Below are 20782 nucleotides of genomic sequence, written 5' to 3' on the forward strand. Positions count from 1 at the left end.
AATGTTAGAATCTTCTAATCTAATAATCAGAAAGTACTTAGCTTTCACCTATCTTTTTAAAAAGGGAGATGAAGAAAATGGCAGGACAAATTCGTATGACGCCTGAGGAACTAAAATCACGAGCAGAAGTATATGGTCAAGGTTCAGATCAAATCAACGAAGTATTAAGTAAATTGAGAAATTTACAAGAACAACTACGTGGAGAATGGGAAGGTCGTTCATTTGAACGCTTTGACGAACAATTCCTTGAGTTAGTTCCAAAGGTTGAAAACTTTTCACAACTTTTATTAGAGATTCAAACTCAATTGAAAAGTACAGCTCAGGCAGTTCAGGAACAAGACGAAGCACTTTCTCAAAATTTTGGTCTTAGATAACTAAGTGTATTTGTTGAAGGAATTAGTTTTATGATTTTAGGTCATGAGCTACACGATAATTACTAGCGTGTAGCTCCTCATACTGCCTTTTTAATTATATCCCCTTATGTCATTATTTCCTTCATATATACGTTTTTAAAAATATAGTATGGTGCTTACGTAAAGTATCTTTATTATCGAAATAATAGGTAGGAGATGTCAAAACATGAAGAAAAAAATCTTACAGCTGTCCATTTTTTTGGTGCTGATTCTAACATTAATAATAGGTCTATCGTATGTATCGTTAGATCGTGACACCACTTCTCAAGATGTAGATATACAAGAAGATAGAATGTCGATTGCACTTGTCAACGAAGATGATGGCGCAACGTTTGATGGAGTGGAATTAGGTTTTGGTGATGCATTTGTCCAAAGCATTAACCAGAATAACCATGAATGGTTTGTTGTTAGTCGCGGTGTCGCGGAGAGTGGATTAGAACGAAATACATATGACATGATGATTGTGATTCCGAAAGATTTTACCGAAAAAGCATTATCAATTGATTCAGAGTCTCCGGAACAAGTGGTATTAAATTATAAAATCAATGCTTCAGACAGTGAGGCTGTTCGAGCTCAAGCAGAGGAAACAGCAAGTAACATATTAAACGATTTTAACCGTCGAATTATAGATGTTTATTTTGCAAGTGTAATTGGTAACCTGCAGGAAGCTCAGGATAATGTTGCGAATTTTGTAGAAGAATACGAAGAACTAACCTATACCTATAATAATGCAGTTCATAATCCATTATCCAGTTATACCAACCAATTCACCATGATAAAAGATAATACAGAAGTTTCGAAAGATTCTTTTGGTGGTTTTGAAAATACATTGAATTCATACGAAGAAAACTTAGTGGAACAATTAGGTAGCTTTGAAGACTATCAATCTAATATTCAAGATGTAGAAGAAACACAACAATCCAATAGTGCGATACACAATGACTTTGCAGAACAATTAAATGGCTTTCAGAATGGTTTAGATAATGGCGATGTCAACAGCCAACTTAAAAACCTTCAAGATACTAATGATTACATTAATGCACAATTTCAACTAAATAATGAAAATCAAGAGGATCCTCTTGAAAATCTTGCATTTCACACTAGAGGATTACAAAATCGTTTGAATACCGCATTACAAACAATTGAGGAAGAACAAGAGAACTTTGATATAGTGGCGATAAATAGTAACGTTAAAGAACGCTTAGCGACGTTTATCGACGAAGCGTTTGATGGAAATGATCAAGTGACAGCATTGTTAGCTTCACAACAAGATAGATTGCTAGATAGAGTGGAAGATCAAATTGCGCAATTACCTTCTCTGGACGAGGAAGCATTAGAAGAAAGTGATCTTTCCCCGGAAATGATTAAAGAAATACAAAATGTCATGAAAGTAACAAAGAAATATAATGATGAATTTAACGAAGTCTATCCGGTTAATCGTGATTTGATATTACCGGAACATATTCAAGCGTTAAAAGAAGATTTAAATATAAATGGTGTAGAACTGAAAGATACCGTCATATTACCTGAGTCGGAAAAGCCACTGAGAGAATTTAAGGTTACCGATATTCCGGAAGGCTTTGCCATTAGCAGACTATCAATCCAACTTCCAGATGGGGAAGACCATACAATTTATAATTATCAGGAAAATGAGGAAATCGAATTACCTACCTTTCAGAACGGAAAATTCACGGTAACGTTAACACTTCGATTAAAAGATGATTATCTGGATCAACCGTTAGATGTATATGACATGAAGCGATGGAAGTGGGAGTTATATCAAATTGATGAAGAAGATGCTGAACAATTGGAACAAGATGATGAAGCTGAAGAAGAAGAACCTACGACGGAAGAACCTACTCAAATAGTTGCTAGTTATACTGTTGCTCAATCGGTAGATGATACGGGAGAAACAGACGAGGATACTGAGACAGATTCATCAACTGACCAGGATGATGGAACAGGTAATGATGATCAGAACAATAATAATCAAGAAGATTCAAGTGATTCAAATGACGGTGAAAACGAGCACGATCAATCAGATGAGAATACTGGAGAAGACAGTGATGAATCCAATCAAGATGGAGAAAATCCAGGGGAGAATGATGGATCTGAAGAAGGAAGTGAAGAAGATCCAATAGAAGATGATGGCTCAACTGGTGAAGAGGAAGAAACACCGGGTGAAGACGGTGAAAATAATGATGAAGAAGAAAATCCTAATGAAAACGAGGAAGAGCAGAAAGAAATTGAAATAGTAGAAATAGATCATCATTATATTCGTCATACCGTTAAAACACCAGTGATTGATGATGCTACAGAAGATTTAATCCGTGCTGTTGAAGATACTATTGCACCATATCAGAGATTATTATCATCTTATGAAGCATACTTTGGCTTAGATTTGGCCTGTAATGATGTAGACCCTGATTCTGAGGATTGTGCTAGTGTGGATCAGGATGAAAGCTTAACAGAGATGGCATCCGATCAATCATTATTTGCACTGTTTAATAAAGATGTTGGAGAATTACTGACAGATTATATTGCAGATCAAGTAATTGCTGATGTAACGGAAGAAATAAGAGAGCCTTTAGCGAACTATGAAAAACAAATGGAAGATTACCGTCGTTATATTAATACAACGATAGCACAAGCTGATGAATTAGCATCTACCGTTGTGAATACAAGAGAAGCAGCCCGTATTTTAAATGAAAATCTACAGGCTACATTAGAGGATATCACTGAATGGCGAGAACAAAGTCTAAGTTTGATAGACAGCCAGTCAGAAATACAAAATACAAACGAGCAAGAACAGCAAATGGTGATGTCCCTTAGTGAAGGGTTCCAACCGGTATTTAGTCAAAGTCAAACTCTGGCAGATCAAGCATCCAATAATCTCAATGAAGCAGAAACCGTTTATCAAACATTTGAGCGAATCGATGAACAGGCTGATACGATTCAGCAGAGTGGATCAGATCTAATTCAAGAGGCTGAAGTACTTGCTACCAATATGACAAATAAATTAATGAGTGATCAGGAGTTTGTAGATAACTTCACCAATGTGATGGCAAACAGTCGAATCGGCGATAGACAAAATGAAGACTTATATGATTTCTTGGCTAATCCGGTAGAAACCAGAAATGAAGGAGTCATTGTTGAAAGAGCCGATACATTTACAGCCTATTTCCTTGTCTTGATCTGTTTCCTAGTTGCCTTGTTTACAGGCTATGGAATTTCAACTATTAGTCAAAAACGAATGGCAGATAATCAATTTGAAGAGGAAAAATCTATCGTAAGCCAAAATGGTTTAATCACTGGTATCATCGCTTCTGTCGGAGTGTTAGAAGGGCTAGTATTAGGTTTAGTGTCCGCTTATTTACTTCAAATTAGTGGCGGAAAGTTAATTCTTTGGACCGGGTTACTGATTTTAATTATGTTTACCATGGTTCTCACAGCAACTTATTTACTACGACAACTGAAAATGATCGGTATGTTCCTTTTACTTGGCGTGTTGAGTATGTACCTATTCTTAACAAATGCTTTAACGAACAGTTTATCTGGAGTAGGAGATTGGCGTGACTTGTCTCCATTACAATATGTCGAACGATTATTAAACAGAGTGGTGCAAGGATCGTCTGATTACGGGTTTATCGTATTTGGTCTAATTGTGATCGCGTTACTTGCGGTATTAGCCAATCTGTTAGTTGTTACGAGAAAATCTAGTCAGGTAACAGAGGATGATGAGAATGTTGCTTAAATCGATAAGCAAAATGATCTTAATTTGTTGTTTGTTTCTTCTGCTGATGCCTTTGTCTGCGTCAGCAGAAGATAACGATGAGAGTAAAGGAAAAATCAACTGGAAAATTGATCGGATCATGGAGAATGACTCTAAAGAGGAACGCAGTAAAAGGGAGACAGAATTAGAGAAGAGGTTCCCAGAATTATTTAAAGACGAGACTACAGAGGTCATATCAACCATTAAAGAAGAAAAGCAGGATTCAATAGACAAATTAGAACAAGATTTATTTGCTACCGAATTAGAGGCGAATACCATGATTGATGATACGAAGCAAGCATTGTTTACTCAGGATTATGTTGCACCTGAAGCAGCAAGTTCAACGGAAGAAGAAGTGGACAATGAAAGTTCTTCATTACTAATGACTGGATTTATAGGTCTTGCTTGTCTCATTGGCGGAGGCATGTATCTAATGTTTCAGAGATTAGCTGACTAGGAGTGGTACAGGATGAAGAATAGTCATATTGATGTAACGATTGATTTTAGCGAATGTGGTGTTGGGGGGAGTTATGATTTACGCATTCCCGTTCAAATTACAGTGAAACAACTGTTAATGGATCTCATTGACACGTTAAAAATCGACCAGTTAAAGGAATCAAAGTCTGCCTTTAAAGTGAAAACAAAAGGTCTCGTTCTAGTTGACGACGATATGTTAATCGACTATCCCGTGACTAGTGGTGATATTATAACTGTACTATGTGAAGGTGCTACTAGATAGAAGAAGGAGCAAGTTAAAAATGAGAGAAAAAACGATTGAGTTTAATAACCTGTCCCTCCCATTCACTATTAGTGATGACAGATGGGAGCTGCGCTTAGCTAAATCACAAACACGAGTGAAAGATCCCCAGCAAATTCGAATGTTAACAGGGGCACCAGAGGAATCATTTGTCCCTTTAGAAGTGAAAGAAGAAGGAGATGCTTTCACTTTTTCCTTTTTTATTGATCCAAAAAAGAAGCAGTGGAAAGATTTGCAGCGGCTTCATCGGCATGAAAAATTACGTCTGCTTTGTAACCTTGCCAGATTGAACAAGTACCTGTCGTCTCGTTTAACCTTTTTTATACATCCTGATAATCTGCTGTTTGACGATAACCTTGAACCTCATATGATTTATCGCGGTGTACGAAATATTATTCCTCCTTTTGAAATGGAGGAACAAGACTTTCTGAAACAATTAAAGTGTTTTAGCATTGCGCTACTCTCCAATAAATATACATTTGATCAGTTATACAACGGAGGATTAGAAAAAGCAAAAGACACGGAATTTGAAAAAAAGGTTCATCAACAAGAGGATCTTGAGCAATTTATTGATTATTTACAGACAACTTTTAGCGCGGAGCAACAAAAAACAGAAAAAACAATGAAGTTGGTTCCTACTAGACGTTTCTTGTTATTTAAACGACTTGCCATTTCTTTTATTATCATTGCCGTTTTATTAGCAGTGCCACTGATATACATTAGTTTAATAAGTCTTCCATATCAACATAAATTATTGGATGCGCATGAAGAATATTTAGCATCTAATTACAGTGACGTAATAACGACGTTAAATGGCGAAGATGCCGAGGATCTGCCTAGGGCAACCAAATATATTCTTGCTTATTCATACGTTTCTTCTGAACAATTATCAGAAAACGATAAAAACGTGATTATGAAAAATATCAGTTTAAATAGTGATCAAGATTATTTACTATATTGGATTTACAATGGTCGTGGCGATTTTGAATTAGCGATGGATAAAGCAAAATATTTAGATGATCCGCAATTGATCATGTATGGATTGATCCAACAGTATGAACAAGCGAAAAATGATCCCAATTTAAGCGGAGCAGAACGTGATGAAACGGTTAGTAACTTAGAAGATGAGTTACAACAATATTGTGAAGAATATAATTTATGTGAAGATGAAGAAAACCGATTTGATAATGGAACAGGGTCTGAGGAAGATTTGGAAACAGAAGAAAGTGAACAACCAATAAGAGAAGAAAATCCCCCTTTAGAAAACACGGAAGAAGAAGAGTCTTAGATAATAATACGTAGTCTAACGGACAGATTTAAGACAATAAGCAAAAAATTGTCCATAACAGCTAATTTTATGGACAAAAAAAGAACAAAATGAGAAAAAGTGTCCATAAGAACCAATCTAATGGACAAAACGTGGAATTTGAGTAAAAAATTGTCTGTAAGAATCGATCTTACGGACAGAAAATGAATCAAAAGAGTAAAGCTGTCTATAAGAGCTACTCGGTTAAGCAATATTCATGTGGTTTAGTGAAGAGAGGAAGGAACAGATGGTACAGAAAACACTTGTGGTAAATTACGGTGAGCAACTTCATAAAACTGGATTATCTGAAGGGTCACCAAAAGATATAACAGTGGGGAATGATTGGGCGGATACGATGACTTTCTTGACGCTCGATCAATCAATCTCAGTGAAGTGGGATGGTGAATCTTGCTTTGTAGATGATCAGCGATTGGAGCAACAACGACAGCTATCCCTTTCAAATGGTGACAACATTCATTTTTATTTAACGGATAGAGTGAATCGACACTTGTTTGATATTGCAGCAAAACAGCACATTTCGATAAGTAAAAATGAATATGATGATCTGGTAATCGAAAATGTCGAGGCTGATCTGCTTCTTTTTCGTGAGCAAGAAGGCTTTCGATTAGAAGTACATGGCGGAGTAGTATTTCATAACTTTTCATTTACCAATGGAAACAACTACGTCGAGCCGGGTGATCAGCTTTTCTTTGATGGAGTAACCGTGATTGTTCGCCAGGAAGATATCGAAGTGATACCGTCAGGAAGACGTGTTACATCTAAGCTTGTCCCACTTACGGATAAGGAGGAGCAGTTTAGCCCTGACTATCCTGATTATCATCGTTCTCCTCGGATTATTTATCGGGAACCAGAAGAGAAGAAGACCATCGCAAAGCCTTCAGGTAAACCGAACAAACCGAGTGAACAGCTAGCTCGAACGATTGTACCACCGCTTGTGATGATCATAGCGTTGATCATTGTGTCACTTATTCAACCAAGAGGAGTCTTTATTGTTGTGATGCTAGCAATGACGGTGACAACTATCATTTTCTCCATCACGTCATATGTTAAAAGTGTCAAACAGTATAAAGCAGATATGAAGCACAGAAATAAGACTTATCGTGAATATCTGGAACGGAAAACAAAGGAACTCTATCATGCAACGGAGGAACAACGCCATGCTCTAACCTATCATTATCCAGATGTAGAGGAGATTCGTAAATTAGTTTTGGGTGTGAATGCCCGAATATATGAGAAAACGATGTATCATCATGATTTTCTTCACTTTCGTGCCGGGTTAGGTGATGTCGATACAAGCTTTGAAATTGAATTTCGCGAAGAAGAGTTTACCCAGGATAAAGATGAGCTAGTAGATGCAGCAAGAGACTTACGCTCACAATTTCAAGGACTATCTCAAGTACCGGTCGTCACATCGCTGACAAAAGGGCCTGTCGGTTATATCGGTCAGCGTGAGCTTGTGTTGGAGCAATTGCAGTTGTTAGTCATTCAGCTTTCCATGTTTCATAGTTATCATGATATACAGTTTATTAATATTTTTCCAGAAGATGAAAAGCCTCAATGGGACTGGATGCGCTGGCTGCCACATGCAAGCTTGCAGGATCTGAATGTTCGAGGATTTATCTATCATGAACGTTCTAGAGACCAAGTACTGCATTCCATGTATCAAGTCTTAAAAGAGCGTAAGCAAGTGTTAGAAGAAAAGGCGAATTCTCAGGAAAAAACCATTTTCACACCACATTACGTTATTTTGATTACCGATGAAAAGCTAATTTTGGATCATATCATCATGGAGTTTTTTAATGAAGATCCGAGTGAATTAGGGGTATCTCTTGTATTTGTGCAAGATGTTATGCAGTCTCTTCCGGAACATGTCAAAACCGTTATCGACATTCGCGACATGAAGACGGGCAACATTTTGTTAGAAGAAGAAGAATTGGTTAATAAAATTTTTGTGCCAGATCATTTTCCAGAAGGATTTAACAAAGAAGAGGTTTCGCGAGGTTTGGCACCATTGAATCATTTACAAAGTTTAAAAAATTCAATACCAGAAAGTGTTACCTTCCTTGAAATGTATGGCGTAGAAAAAGTCGAAGAGTTAAACATTAGCGGGCGTTGGGTAATGAACGAAACCTATAAAACAATGGCCGTTCCATTAGGATTGAGAGGGATTAATGATCTTGTCCAGCTTAACCTGCACGAGAAAGCACATGGCCCACATGGTTTAGTGGCAGGTACAACTGGATCTGGTAAGTCCGAAATTATTCAATCCTATATTCTGTCGCTTGCAGTTAATTTTCATCCTTATGAAGTTGCCTTCCTCTTGATTGACTATAAAGGTGGAGGTATGGCTAATTTATTTAAGAAAATGCCACATTTACTTGGAACTATTACCAATCTTGATCGAACACAAGCTATGAGGGCGTTAGCTTCTATCAAAGCAGAATTACAAAAACGTCAGCGTTTATTTGGCGAACATGATGTGAACCATATTAATCAATATCAGAAATTATATAAGCAAGGAAAAGCAAGCGAGCCGATGCCGCATTTATTCTTAATTTCGGATGAGTTTGCCGAATTAAAATCGGAACAACCAGATTTTATGAAAGAATTAGTCTCTACAGCCAGAATTGGCCGTTCACTAGGGATCCATTTGATTTTGGCGACTCAAAAGCCTAGTGGTGTAGTCGACGATCAAATCTGGTCTAACTCCAAATTTAAACTGGCATTAAAAGTACAGAATGCTAGTGATTCCAATGAAGTATTAAAAACACCTGATGCAGCAGAAATTACCTTGCCAGGTCGTGCTTATTTGCAGGTTGGGAACAATGAAATCTATGAGTTATTCCAGAGTGCCTGGAGTGGAGCAGATTATGTAGCCGATAAAGAGGATCATGAATATGTAGACACAACCATTTATGCGATTAATGATTTAGGTCAATACGACATCCTAACGGAAGATTTGAGTGGTTTGGATAAGAAGGAAGAAGTGGAGAGTGTACCAACTGAATTGGATGCGGTCATTGACTATATCCATGACTACACTGAAGCACAGCAGATTGAACCATTGCCAAGGCCTTGGTTGCCGCCATTACCTGAACGAATCTATGCGAATGACTTACATGATGTGGACTTTAAGGAAGCATGGAATGAACCTAAGAAACAGTTGGAAGCAACAATTGCTATGTTAGATCAGCCAGAATTACAACAACAAAAACCGTTATCGGTCAACCTTACCAAGGATGGGCACATTGCCGTCTTTTCCAGTCCGGGATACGGAAAGTCTACCTTTTTGCAAAGCTTGTTGATGGATCTTGTTCAGCAGCATAATCCAGAACATTTGCATGTATACTTATTAGATTTTGGTACCAATGGTTTATTACCACTGAAAGACTTACCACATGTCGCAGATACAATATTGCTGGATGAAACCGAAAAAGTAGAAAAATGGATTCGCCTGCTTACTAGTACTATTTCTGAACGTAAGAGAAAATTAAGTAGTTATGGTGTTGCAGATATGGAAATGTATGAGAAGGCAAGTGGCGAAACGATCCCGAATTTATTCCTGATGATCGATAACTTCGACTCTGTCAAAGATGCTGATTTTGGAGATGAGTTTAACAAGCTGATTACTCAGATAGCTCGTGAAGGGGCAAGTATTGGTATCCACTTAGCGATTAGTGCTGGACGTCAAAGTGCCATGCGTATGCCAATATTATCGAATATTAAGCGACAAGTGTCACTATATTTAATTGATCCAATCGAAGTTCGTACCATTGTCGGCAAAACAGATCTAGAAATTGAAGAGATACCTGGACGGGGGATACTAAAGCTGGATGAACCTGCGTTATTCCAAACGGTATTGCCTGCTGAAGGAGAAGAGGCTCTGGATATTATAGAGGGCATCAAACAAATCGCAGAAGATATGGAAACATTCTGGGATGGAGAGCTCCCAGAGGAAATTCCAATGATGCCTGAGGGTGCAATTGAATTTGAAGCATTTAAGCAGAAAAAGAAAACGAAGAAACTGGTGGAACAAAGCCAGTTACCACTTGGATTGGACTTTGAAGACGTGGCACCACTAGGATTTGATCCGGAAAAAGACGGTTTCCTAACCGTTGTCAGTGATCGAAAAGATGGTCTGGATAAAATGACAAATGCGATCACGAAGAGTATGACATTGCTGAGGGAACCATATCAAACAATGCTTATTGACACCATTGACCAAGGTTTATCAGAAATTGGAGCAACGATGAATGCCTATATTTCTGATGACGATGGCATCACAGCTGTAAAACGAAATATTCTAACAGAAATTAATACTCGCACCAAAGGTGATCATAATGGTGTGAAATGGATGATTATGATTAGGGATTTAAAAGACTTTGCTGAAAGAAGTCTTCTGTTAGAAGAGGATCTATCGGTTTTATTTGAACAAGGTCCAAAGGTAGATGTACATTTTATTGTTTGTGGAGATTCCAGTTATATTAGCACAAGCTTCGAAAAGCCAGCGAAAGTGGTTCGAAAATTATCGAATGTAGGTTTAGTTAGCATGCGTCTAGGTGATCAAGATATCTTCAGTCAGCCATTTATTCGCAAGGAAACCTATCCTGCGGCGTATGAAGCCTATTACGCAAGAGATCATCAACATATTAAAATAAAAGTTCCGCGATAAGGAGGAGGAATTGATGAGTTCGTTAAGTTACTTACGTTGGAGAAAAAGTTCTGTACAAAGCCAAATACAATCCAATCGATCTTTAATATCTAGTACGGAGGATAAAATAGCCCGATTACGTCAAGCATTAAGCGAAATATCATCTAGCTTGTCAGATTTACAATCCGTAAAGAGTTCCATTAATAGTCTTTCGATTGATTTGAACAGCTGGCGCGGTAACGAAGAAGATAAGTTTGAAGACAAGTATGATAGCTATAAGGATAGCGTCAAAACATACGTATCTAAAGTAGAAGATGCCAAAGAGGCGATTCATGATGATATCAGGAGATATGAAGCAGAAAAGGCATCCTATCAATCTAGTATCAATAGTTTGCAATACTCACTTAATTCTTTAAATTGGCAAATAACTCAAGCGCAAAGGGAGTTGAGCTAAATGTCTAAAGAAGTCTCGATTAATATGAGCGTATTTCGTGCTAATGTAGCGAAATTAAAAACTGCAGTAGCGGATATTGAAACAAATACAACAACTAACTCTTTCAGTAAAACGAATATTGAACCGTTCACGAAGGATTTAGAGAATGTAATAGAAGCGATGGAATTGTTGGAGCAGTATAAGAATATTTTAGAAGCAGATGTATCTACGTTAGAACAAACTGGTGAACAAATGAGGGAAAAAGATGAAGAATTAGCTTCAGTAAATCATCCTATTGTTGGTCCACAACCAATACGTTAGGAAAGAGAGGGATATTACATGGGACATAAAGTTGATCTGTCAGAAGTGATCGACTTCTCGGATGAGTTTAAATCAAAGTCTGAAGATATAAAAGATAGTCTTTCAAAAGTGGAACAAGACATAGAAGAAATCTGTAATATGACTACTTTTTCAGGGGAAACTGCAGATCAAGCCAAATTATATTTTAGAGACCTTCATCTTACTGTCTTAACAACATTTGATGGAGTCTTTACGGATTTATATGAGAATTTGAACAAACATATTGAGACCTTCCAATCAAGAGTAGATGAAAGTAGTAGCACCATTATAGAAAGTAATTATGTTAGAGATACAATGGAAGATGTCAGTGAGGACTATGAAGCTTTACAAACACACCATGATTCAGTAAGTAGCACTATTAGCAGTATCTCAGATATTAGTAGTGCAACCACTCCTTCTTTCGTTGCAATCATTAATGACAAACATTCTGTCATTAATGTAGGAGATAATTTACAAGAAGATTTAGATTCGTTTACAACGACAGGAAGAAGTAGCAACTCGCAAACAGAAGAGTTATTAAAGGAAATCAAAACTACGCTGAATAATGCTGGAGCTGTGAGTGGAAGTGCTCGGTTTACGGATTATAAAGGAGACTCTAGAACTTCAGGATTAGCAGTGCTAAAAGGTTACAATGAAGGTATTGCGAATTCAGGGGAAGTAGATCTAGAGTCTATTCGATATATGTCTATGTATGAGATTGAACAGACAAAAGAAGATGCATTAAAGGATATGGATGAAACAAGTCAAAAAATTTTAAATAGTGCTTACACCGATTTAAAGAATGGAAAAATTGATAGAGATACTTACTATAATATATTCTCAACGATGGGTAAATCTACTAAAAAATTAAGTGAAGAAGAACTTAATGAAGAAGTGCCGAAAGATGTTATCGAGTATTTATATAAAAATAAAGGGAAAATTGGTCTAGACTTTATAGTAAATTTTACTGCTGATTCGGCGGAACATATTGGAAAGGAATTAAAAATGATATCAAAAAAAGCCGGGAAGGTAGCAACCCATATTAAAAGTATAGGTGAATTATTTAGTACAATCTCTGGTAAAACGAGTGGGGTAGTTACGAAAGTTGGGCATGCAGCAGCAAAAACGTCAAATCACCTATCGGATTCTGGTAAATTTTTACTAGGTGCAGGAAAAACTTTGGGAAGGAGTTTTATAGCAGTTAGTGCAGGAGTTGGAATGTATGAAGACATATTTGAAAAGGACAAAACCATCGGAGAGGCAGTAGCACATAATTTAACTAGTGTCGGAGTTGGCTTAGTAGGTGGAGCAGCAGGTTTAGGACTAGCAGGATTATTAGCAACAAATCCAATTGGTTGGACTGTTGGTTTAGGAATTGGTTTAACATGGTCTTTTAATTATGCTTATGACAACAATGTTTTGGGGCTTCAAGATGGCCTAGATGCTGCAGGTCAAAAATTGTCTGAATTCGGTAACGAGATTTTGGATTCTGCTAAAGATGCAGGAAAAGCCATTAGTAAGGGGCTAGATGCAATAAATCCAATGAGTTGGGCATGGTGATTGTTTATGAAGTGTGAAGTGCAACGTGTGTATAAGAATCCAAGATTTCGAATATTAAAGATTGATGAAGAGAGCTATATCTTAGATATGGGCAAGTCAATCTGGAAAACGATTTTCCCTTTTCTAACATGGATAGTACCAAATACAATCTATAAAGTGGATGGGGAAGAAATCAATAGTAAGATGAAGCACATAGAGAGAGATAAATCAAACGATACAAGTCTTGGAATACTAGGAACAGGAATAGGGATATTTTTAGCATATATGTTAAGACCATTAACAGATTATTTTAATATTCAAAGTACCATGTTAGTAAATAGTGTTTTAGCAACTTTGATGCTCTTATTAGTGGTAGGAGTACGCAGATTTATAAGCAATAGACATAAAAAAAATTTTTATAATTTGATCGAGTCGGGTTCTTTATATAAAAGAACTATTTGGATCAAACCGCAGTCGTTTAAACACTTTATACAAGTCTTGTCTATATATTTGTTAATATTATGTGTTTTTCTTTTTGATATTATATTATTTATCACAGATGGAAATATGATGTTGTTAATTGTGGCAACTTTCTTCTTATTTACCCTATCAATTCTTAATGGAACAACTGTAATAAATGGTCAAACTACAGTGAAATTCAAATCATATAGATAACAAGCAAATTAATATATCTAGAAATTGAAAATAGGAGGAATAAGTATGTTACCAATAGGTTCAATTGTATATCTGAATGAAGGAACAAGTAAATTAATGGTTTTAAATAGAGGCCCGATAATTGAAATAGAGGGTGAAAACCAAATGTTTGATTATTCTGGATGTTTATATCCGCAGGGGTTAGTTCCAGACAACGTCTTTTATTTTAATCATGAGAATATAGATCAAGTAGTGTTTGAAGGATTTCAAGATGAGGAAGAAGAACGTTTTCAGAAGTTGTTTAACGATTGGAAAGTAGAAAATAAGGAAAGTTATGTTGAGGGAAAAGTAAACGGACCGCTTGATAAGGTATAAACATGATTAGATATTTAATTATGGAATTAACGGAAGAGAATATTGACTTAAAATTAGATAACTATGATTTGGAACTATGCGAATAGGAGGAAGGGCAAAGAAGCAGATGTTCTTGTTTCTTTGCCTTCTTTTAGGTGGGGGTAGTATTAGGTGAACTAAAATGCGAGAAGAAGCTGTCAAACAATTATTTTCGTGATTCTTCAATTATTATACCATCACTATCAAATTCAGGAATTCCACTATAGAATTGTTCAGTTCTGAGCCCCCTATTCCTATCAATCGAATTAAGTTACAACGGTCTGGTGATAATTAATTATGAAGAGATTTTTAACATATCCTTTCAGAATAGGCATACAAGAAATCAGAGAAAATAAGCAATTAATAAAGAAGTCTAAAGATTTAAGTTCTAAAGTAAATATTTACCCATTTATGTATGCGGCATATATGTATTTATTAATAATGTCGATCATGTATATTACGGTTATTTATATATTAATTGGTTCTATTTTTGATCCCATTGGATTTATTATTTTAATACCAACAATACTAACTACTTGGATATTTACTCTTATATATACAAAGGTTTTTCCTAAGACAAAGAAGTATTATTTAGAAAGTAACGGATTTTATAAAAATGACTGAATATAACGCTGATAAGAAAATAGGGACTAGATCATATTATATTACTTTGTAGATTGATAAGATTCAATCTCATCAATAAAAGTTAGTAATAAGAATGACTAAAAAGTATAATTCAAAAATTGAGAACTATTTTAAGATCAGGAGGTTAAATTATAAATTGAAAAAACTATTTATATATATAGCGGTTGTTTCATTTATCGCAGGATGCAGTAACTTGGATGAGGACATGGTAACAGATGAAACAAATACTGAGGCTGAGGAGGAACCGGTTGAATCTAGTACGAAAACAGCAAAAGAAGTAGAAGTAACGGAAGAATTAGATGATTCTGAAAGTAAAGCAACAGTGGGGTCTTCTGATAAATCACAGTCAAGTGAAGTTCCAGACTTAAAATTACAGGTTACAAAAGTAGATGAAGAACAAGGAATAACCATTGAAAACAATGAAATGTATAGTCAATTAAATGAAGTTATTAAAGCAGACCCTAAAGCGGGTTTTCCTAATGACTTTAGTGTATATCCGCGTGATCTTGTGTATAACGAAGATGGTGGGATTTCAATACTCTTCCTTGGTGTGAATCGATTAGACGCACCAATTCAAAGTATTTATTTTCAACTTACATTGGGCAAGCAAAATGATAATTACATCTTTGAAAATAAGCCTGTGACTTTACATGAAGAAGAATTCGGTAAAATTGAAACAGATAGTGCTGTACCTTTTTTATTAGATGTTAATCCAGAAGATGAAGAGATATTTATGGACTTAACAGAAGAGAATATTGATATAAGGTTAGATCACACTGAAGTAGAGCTAGAGGATTAGGGTACTAGGTGAAGGATTGGAAGCAATTAACCCTATGAATTGAGCGTGGTAAAATTTATGAAATGTGAAGGGCCCGGAGAAGCAATTGGAGATCTTGCCAAAAAGGCTGGTGAGTCAATTAGTAAGGGTGTAGATGCAATAAATCCAATGAATTGGGGGTGGTAAAAGTTATGAAGTGTGAAGTACAACGTTTACATAATAATGTTAGATTTAGAATTTTAGATATCAATGAAGAAAGATATATATTAGATATGAACCAGTCAATATGGAAAATACTTTTTCCTTTTTTAACATGGATAACGCCTAATAAGATTTATAAAATTAATAAACAAGCAACCGATAAAAAACTGAAATTTTCAAAAGAAGATCCTATGAATAATAATACGAATACTATTCTAACTACGGGGGTAGCAATTATTATAGCTAATTTACTTAGGCCATTAGCAGATGCTTTCAATATACAAAGTACTCCAGGAATTAACCTTACTATTTCTTTAATTGTAATAATGTTTGTAATTATATTACGAATCTACTTAAGTAGTAGAAATAAAAGAAAATTTGAATTACTTATTAAAACTGATAGGGATTCTAAGAAGTTCGTATGGATTAGACCAAATTCTTTTAAACAAGTTTTTCAATGTTTTTTAGCGTATGTATTTTGCTTAGTTTTCTCCATAATAAGTTTTTGGGCATTTATTCAGTTAGGAAATATGATAATGTTATTTATTGCAACGCTTACTTTATTAATTGTATCAATATCTAATACTTTAACTGTTCTAGATGGAATTACAAAAGTAAGATTTAAGATGACTGGCTAATTATATAACTTCTTTATATTAATTTTTCAATAACGAAAAGTATAACATATATGTTGGTTCGCTTCTGTGCTAAAAAGCATTTACTTTTGTAGCAACTGCTTTGCTTCTATACCTAGAAAGTTGTTGCAATAAACTAGCATGTTGCTTTAGCTCATGATAGGAGTTTTTTATTGTGTTTTTAGACAAATTAAAAGAAGAAGATTTTTATGTATTAAGAGGTGCTTTAGCATCTGGTAGACAAAGTCCGAATAATTTTGGTGGTATGTTTACTTTGACTATTTTTCTTCAAGCGTTAATGGTTTTTTTAGCGCATGTTGTAGTAGGATACGACTCACAATTCCCTTATAAAAATATTATTTTACGGGTTCATTCCACCATTACTATTCTGATAATTATATTATCCGTGATATTTTCCATTCCAACTGTTTATAAGAAAATGGAAGTTTTTCAGTATCTCATTAGTATTATAATCTCTCAGAACCTTTCTGGAATTACTCCATTCTTTTTCGCGATACACATTTTAGGAAGTATTAATGTTTCTATAACGTCTTTAATTTTAGCTTCGATTTTAACATTGATACTAGGTTTATTGGTATTTGTTGTTACTAGTGTAAGATTTTATTTATTATTAACAAAAGGAGAATATAGAAAGGGAACTAGTAGGGATCAAACACGTCAAAAATTCGAGGCGAAGTCGTTCTTACCTCATGTAGTTATAGGCGGTTTGGGAATAGTTTATTTTATTCAATTTATTACTAGTAATGTTAGTAGGATTGAATTGAACTCTTTAATGATAGGAATAATTGGTATCATATTGTTCTATGGAATGATGTTTGTACTTCCCGAACAATTAGTAATACTCTATTGTAAAAAGAGATTCAAAAGCTTTAATTTCAACAAAGAGGGAAATATTTATCCAATGGGGTCTGGCGAAAAGGTGGGTTAAGAATGATATAGAACATTAATATTTTAAAATGTGAGTGAATGTTTTAAAAACAATAAATAAAATTGGATGATATGATGACAAATAATTTGCTGCAATAAGCTAGTAGGTTGATTAGTCCTATATCAAGGAGTTTTTTAATGTGTTTTTAGATAAATTGAAAGAAGAGGATTTTTATGTTTTAAGAGGTGCTTTAGAATCTGGCAGGCAAAGTCCAAATAATTTTGGTGGTATGATAACATTAGGCATATTTCTTCAAGTATTAATGGTTTCTATAACCCATATAGTATTAGGGTACGAATCACAACTTCCAAATAAAACAACCATTTTTTTGATTCATTCCATTTTTACTATTGCGATCATTATACTATCAGCTATATTTGCTATTCCCTCTGTTTACAAAAAAAGGGAAGTTTCTCAGTATCTTGTTAGTATTGTAGTTTCACAAAATATTTTTGGAATTACTCCTTATTTTTGGACACTACACACTATTGGACGGACTGATGCAACTATAGCCTCTTTAATATTTGCTACTATTTTAACGTTAATACTTGGATTATTGGTGTTTATTGTAACTTGTATAAGGTTCAATTTGCTATTAAAACAAGGAAAATATAGAAAAGGTAGAAGTAAAGGGCAAACTCGTCAAAAATTTGAAGCAAAATCGTTCCTACCACATGCAGTTATAGGTGGATTAGGAATATTTTATTTTATTCAATTTTTTGTTAGTCATGTCAGTAGGATTGAAATTAATTTTCTAATGTTTGGTATAATTGGTATGCTACTGTTTTATGGGATGATCTTCGTATTACCCGAACAATTAGTCATACTGTATTGTAAAAAGAGATTCAAAAGCTTTAATTTCAACAAAGAGGGAAATATTCATCCAATGGGATCAGGTGAAAAGGTGGGCTAATAGTTGTAAAAACCACTAAAATTAGAAGATGTCATAACTTATCAAATCAGATTTATGCTCAGATTTTGGTATGGCTAATTGGTTTTGATGTTGCGGCTAATGGATTTATGAAAAAAGCTAATTTTCCATATCTGCAATAAATATAGTGAAAGGCTATTTCCTTTAAAAAAAGGAGTGTGTTTTATGTTTAAAAAATTATCTGAAAGGGACTTCTTAGTGTTGCGCAAGAATTTTGAATCTGAAAGGCAAAAGCCTTCACAATTAGGTAAATATTTTGGGTTATTATATTTCTACAAGCTGTTATGTTTCTTTTAGAGTTCTTTATAGGAGGCTATTCAATTTTCCAGAGTATTGATACTATTATTAAGACTCATTTATCAATTTCAGTTGTTTTAAGTGTTGTTTCCATTGTTTATTCCATCCCTGTTGTCTATAAAAAGTCTCAAAAGATGCAATATTTAATATTTCTGTTAGTTGCTCATAATTTGTTTGCAGCTTCAACCTATATAACTGATTTTCGAGAAGAGGTGCTAAGTAAGAAGTGTTCAATTTGACCACTTACTAGTATATGAAACTACATAATTGCGCATGAATTCGAAAGTGGAGTACATTAATTACAAGGTTTAATTCCATACTAAAGGGATATATCAATATCATTTTTTCTCAGTTTTCTCATCTAAAGGCGAGAATAAATTTGTTTATTTTACCTACTGTCTCCGGATAAATAATCCTGTTTAATTCAGAGAGGTAACGGAAATTGGGTTTTAAGAGTGATTTAATCTAAGAGAAGCATTAGTATTAAGACAAGCTGATGAAGCAAAGGATTTTTATGCTACATTTGAAAGAATACAACAATATTCGAATGAAAATGATTCACACTGAAGTAGAGATAGAGGAGTAAAATATCAGGTGAAGGAGAATAAATTTTTCTTGCCTATTTTTTAATCGTCCATAGCATAGAAATCTTTTAAGTTCTAATTGGGATAATATTGAGGGTGGTCTTTAGTATGTTAAACAATTTAAATGAAGAGTACTTTTTAGTTTTAAGACGACCTCTTGAATCAAAAAGGCAAAGTCCTAAATCATTAGGCTCCATTTTAATATTGTCAATATTTCTTCAAGCTTTTTTACTATTTTTAGAGTTTTTTGTAGGTGGGTTCTCAAATTACCCATCTAAAGATTTAATTGTAAAGATTCATTTAATTGCATCATCAATATTAGCAACAATATCTGTGATTTATTCGATACCATATATATATTTGCGTTCACAAAGGGTTGAGTACTTTGTAAGTATGTTGGTATCTCAAAATTTATTTGGGGTTTCAGTTTATCTGATTTCTCTAATGGCAGTAGGGACTATATTGTCAAACGAGGACTCTCTTTTACAATTTACTTATATGACATTATTGATAGGTGGAATCGTAATTATAATAACATTTGTTCGTTTTATTATTTTGTTAAATAACGGATTCTATCGGAAGGGTTCTAAAAAAGATAAACAGCGTGGGAAATTTGAAAAAACATCTTATTTGCCTGTAGTTATTCTAATAGGGATAAGTATATCTTTTGTTATACAATTTCTAATTAGAAACTTTAATACAGGTCATTATGATGTAATGTTTGTGATAATACTTTCCATAGTAATTTTTTTGGTAATGTTATTTATCCTTCCAGAACAACTAGTCATACTTTATTACAAGTTCCGGTTTGATAGCTTTAATTATGAACTAAACGGCAGATTAAAGCCAGTAAAAGACGAAAATGGAAAAATGATACCCGAAGAGAAATTAGATTCTTATTTTAGACAGAAAACAAAGGCAGGTTCGGAGTGATTCGGATGAATTTAATTCCTATTTACACGGAAAATAAAAGGGCACACAAATATACCATTTATGTTGATATACATACCAACTATACGTATAGAATTGATCATAATAGTGATATGAACCAAACGGGTTACTGGATTAGTTTTTTCGCAATTCTAGCATTTATGAGAAGCTTGCAAGAAATTAGTTATACATTTACCAGTATGGGAAAGACAATAGTAGTAATTGCCGTTATTTTAGTAGGTATTATTTTAGGGGGTTTAGTATATAAGAAAATGATACCTAAAGAAATAAGAGAAATATATCTAACTCAAACCATGATAGAAGATTATATTCGGAGAGGAAGAAAATTGATTAAGCAAGACATATGGATCGCGGTTATTTCCTTGATAATCTTCCTAATATTAATTTTCTTATTTTTAGTCACTTCTTCTTTCGTTTTATTAACTTTTGCTCAATTTTCATTCATATTATTTATAGCTTTCATGCAAAGACTTCCTAAAGAAAGATTTGCCTTGTATAAGAAAAGCTCTCAACTATCCGACCAGAATGATTAA

General features: G+C 34.5%; 17 protein-coding genes. All 17 read left to right on the plus strand.

Annotated features, from left to right (window positions below; all coding sequences use genetic code 11):
- Positions 1–77: 77 nt before the first annotated feature.
- Positions 78–374 carry a WXG100 family type VII secretion target gene (locus D569_RS0110815; RefSeq protein WP_018932434.1) on the plus strand — a complete coding sequence of 99 codons (297 nt, stop codon included), beginning with the start codon at positions 78–80 and terminating at the stop codon, positions 372–374.
- A gap of 205 nt (positions 375–579) precedes the next feature.
- Complete coding sequence (esaA, locus tag D569_RS0110820; protein WP_018932435.1) at positions 580–4167, plus strand: type VII secretion protein EsaA; 3588 nt, start codon at positions 580–582, stop codon at positions 4165–4167.
- A complete protein-coding gene (gene essA / locus D569_RS0110825; RefSeq protein ID WP_018932436.1) occupies positions 4157–4642 on the plus strand; it encodes a type VII secretion protein EssA in 486 nt (161 codons plus the stop codon). Before esaA ends, essA begins: the two co-directional genes overlap by 11 nt.
- A 12-nt stretch (positions 4643–4654) precedes the next feature.
- Complete coding sequence (locus tag D569_RS0110830) at positions 4655–4924, plus strand: EsaB/YukD family protein (protein WP_018932437.1); 270 nt, start codon at positions 4655–4657, stop codon at positions 4922–4924.
- 19 nt (positions 4925–4943) lie between these two features.
- Complete coding sequence (gene essB, locus D569_RS0110835) at positions 4944–6230, plus strand: type VII secretion protein EssB (RefSeq protein ID WP_018932438.1); 1287 nt, start codon at positions 4944–4946, stop codon at positions 6228–6230.
- 265 nt (positions 6231–6495) lie between these two features.
- Positions 6496–10941, plus strand: coding sequence for a type VII secretion protein EssC (essC, locus tag D569_RS0110840; protein WP_018932439.1), 4446 nt, complete (start codon positions 6496–6498; stop codon positions 10939–10941).
- Positions 10942–10954: 13 nt separating this feature from the next.
- A complete protein-coding gene (locus D569_RS0110845) occupies positions 10955–11374 on the plus strand; it encodes a YwqH-like family protein (protein ID WP_018932440.1) in 420 nt (139 codons plus the stop codon).
- Positions 11375–11674, plus strand: a complete 300-nt coding sequence (locus D569_RS0110850; protein WP_018932441.1) for a TIGR04197 family type VII secretion effector — start codon at positions 11375–11377, stop codon at positions 11672–11674. It abuts the gene before it with no gap.
- 18 nt (positions 11675–11692) lie between these two features.
- On the plus strand, positions 11693–13252 hold the full coding sequence (locus D569_RS0110855; protein WP_018932442.1) for a T7SS effector LXG polymorphic toxin: 1560 nt from the start codon (positions 11693–11695) through the stop codon (positions 13250–13252).
- A 6-nt stretch (positions 13253–13258) separates the two neighbouring features.
- The gene (locus D569_RS0110860; protein ID WP_018932443.1) at positions 13259–13906 is read left to right on the plus strand and encodes a DUF443 family protein; all 648 of its coding nucleotides are present in this window, start codon (positions 13259–13261) and stop codon (positions 13904–13906) included.
- Positions 13907–13951: 45 nt separating this feature from the next.
- On the plus strand, positions 13952–14260 hold the full coding sequence (locus D569_RS0110865; protein WP_018932444.1) for a DUF4176 domain-containing protein: 309 nt from the start codon (positions 13952–13954) through the stop codon (positions 14258–14260).
- Between the two features lie 799 nt (positions 14261–15059).
- Complete coding sequence (locus tag D569_RS0110875) at positions 15060–15722, plus strand: hypothetical protein (protein WP_018932446.1); 663 nt, start codon at positions 15060–15062, stop codon at positions 15720–15722.
- 170 nt (positions 15723–15892) lie between these two features.
- On the plus strand, positions 15893–16540 hold the full coding sequence (locus D569_RS0110885; RefSeq protein ID WP_018932448.1) for a DUF443 family protein: 648 nt from the start codon (positions 15893–15895) through the stop codon (positions 16538–16540).
- Between the two features lie 172 nt (positions 16541–16712).
- The gene (locus tag D569_RS0110890; protein ID WP_018932449.1) at positions 16713–17486 is read left to right on the plus strand and encodes a hypothetical protein; all 774 of its coding nucleotides are present in this window, start codon (positions 16713–16715) and stop codon (positions 17484–17486) included.
- A 139-nt stretch (positions 17487–17625) separates the two neighbouring features.
- Positions 17626–18399 carry a hypothetical protein gene (locus D569_RS0110895; protein ID WP_018932450.1) on the plus strand — a complete coding sequence of 258 codons (774 nt, stop codon included), beginning with the start codon at positions 17626–17628 and terminating at the stop codon, positions 18397–18399.
- A gap of 1007 nt (positions 18400–19406) precedes the next feature.
- Positions 19407–20231: a hypothetical protein gene (locus D569_RS0110910; protein WP_018932453.1), complete on the plus strand. Its 825-nt coding sequence runs from the start codon at positions 19407–19409 to the stop codon at positions 20229–20231.
- Positions 20232–20236: 5 nt separating this feature from the next.
- On the plus strand, positions 20237–20782 hold the full coding sequence (locus D569_RS0110915) for a hypothetical protein (RefSeq protein ID WP_018932454.1): 546 nt from the start codon (positions 20237–20239) through the stop codon (positions 20780–20782).

The sequence above is a fragment of the Gracilibacillus lacisalsi DSM 19029 genome, assembly GCF_000377765.1.
Taxonomy (GTDB): domain Bacteria; phylum Bacillota; class Bacilli; order Bacillales; family Amphibacillaceae; genus Gracilibacillus; species Gracilibacillus lacisalsi.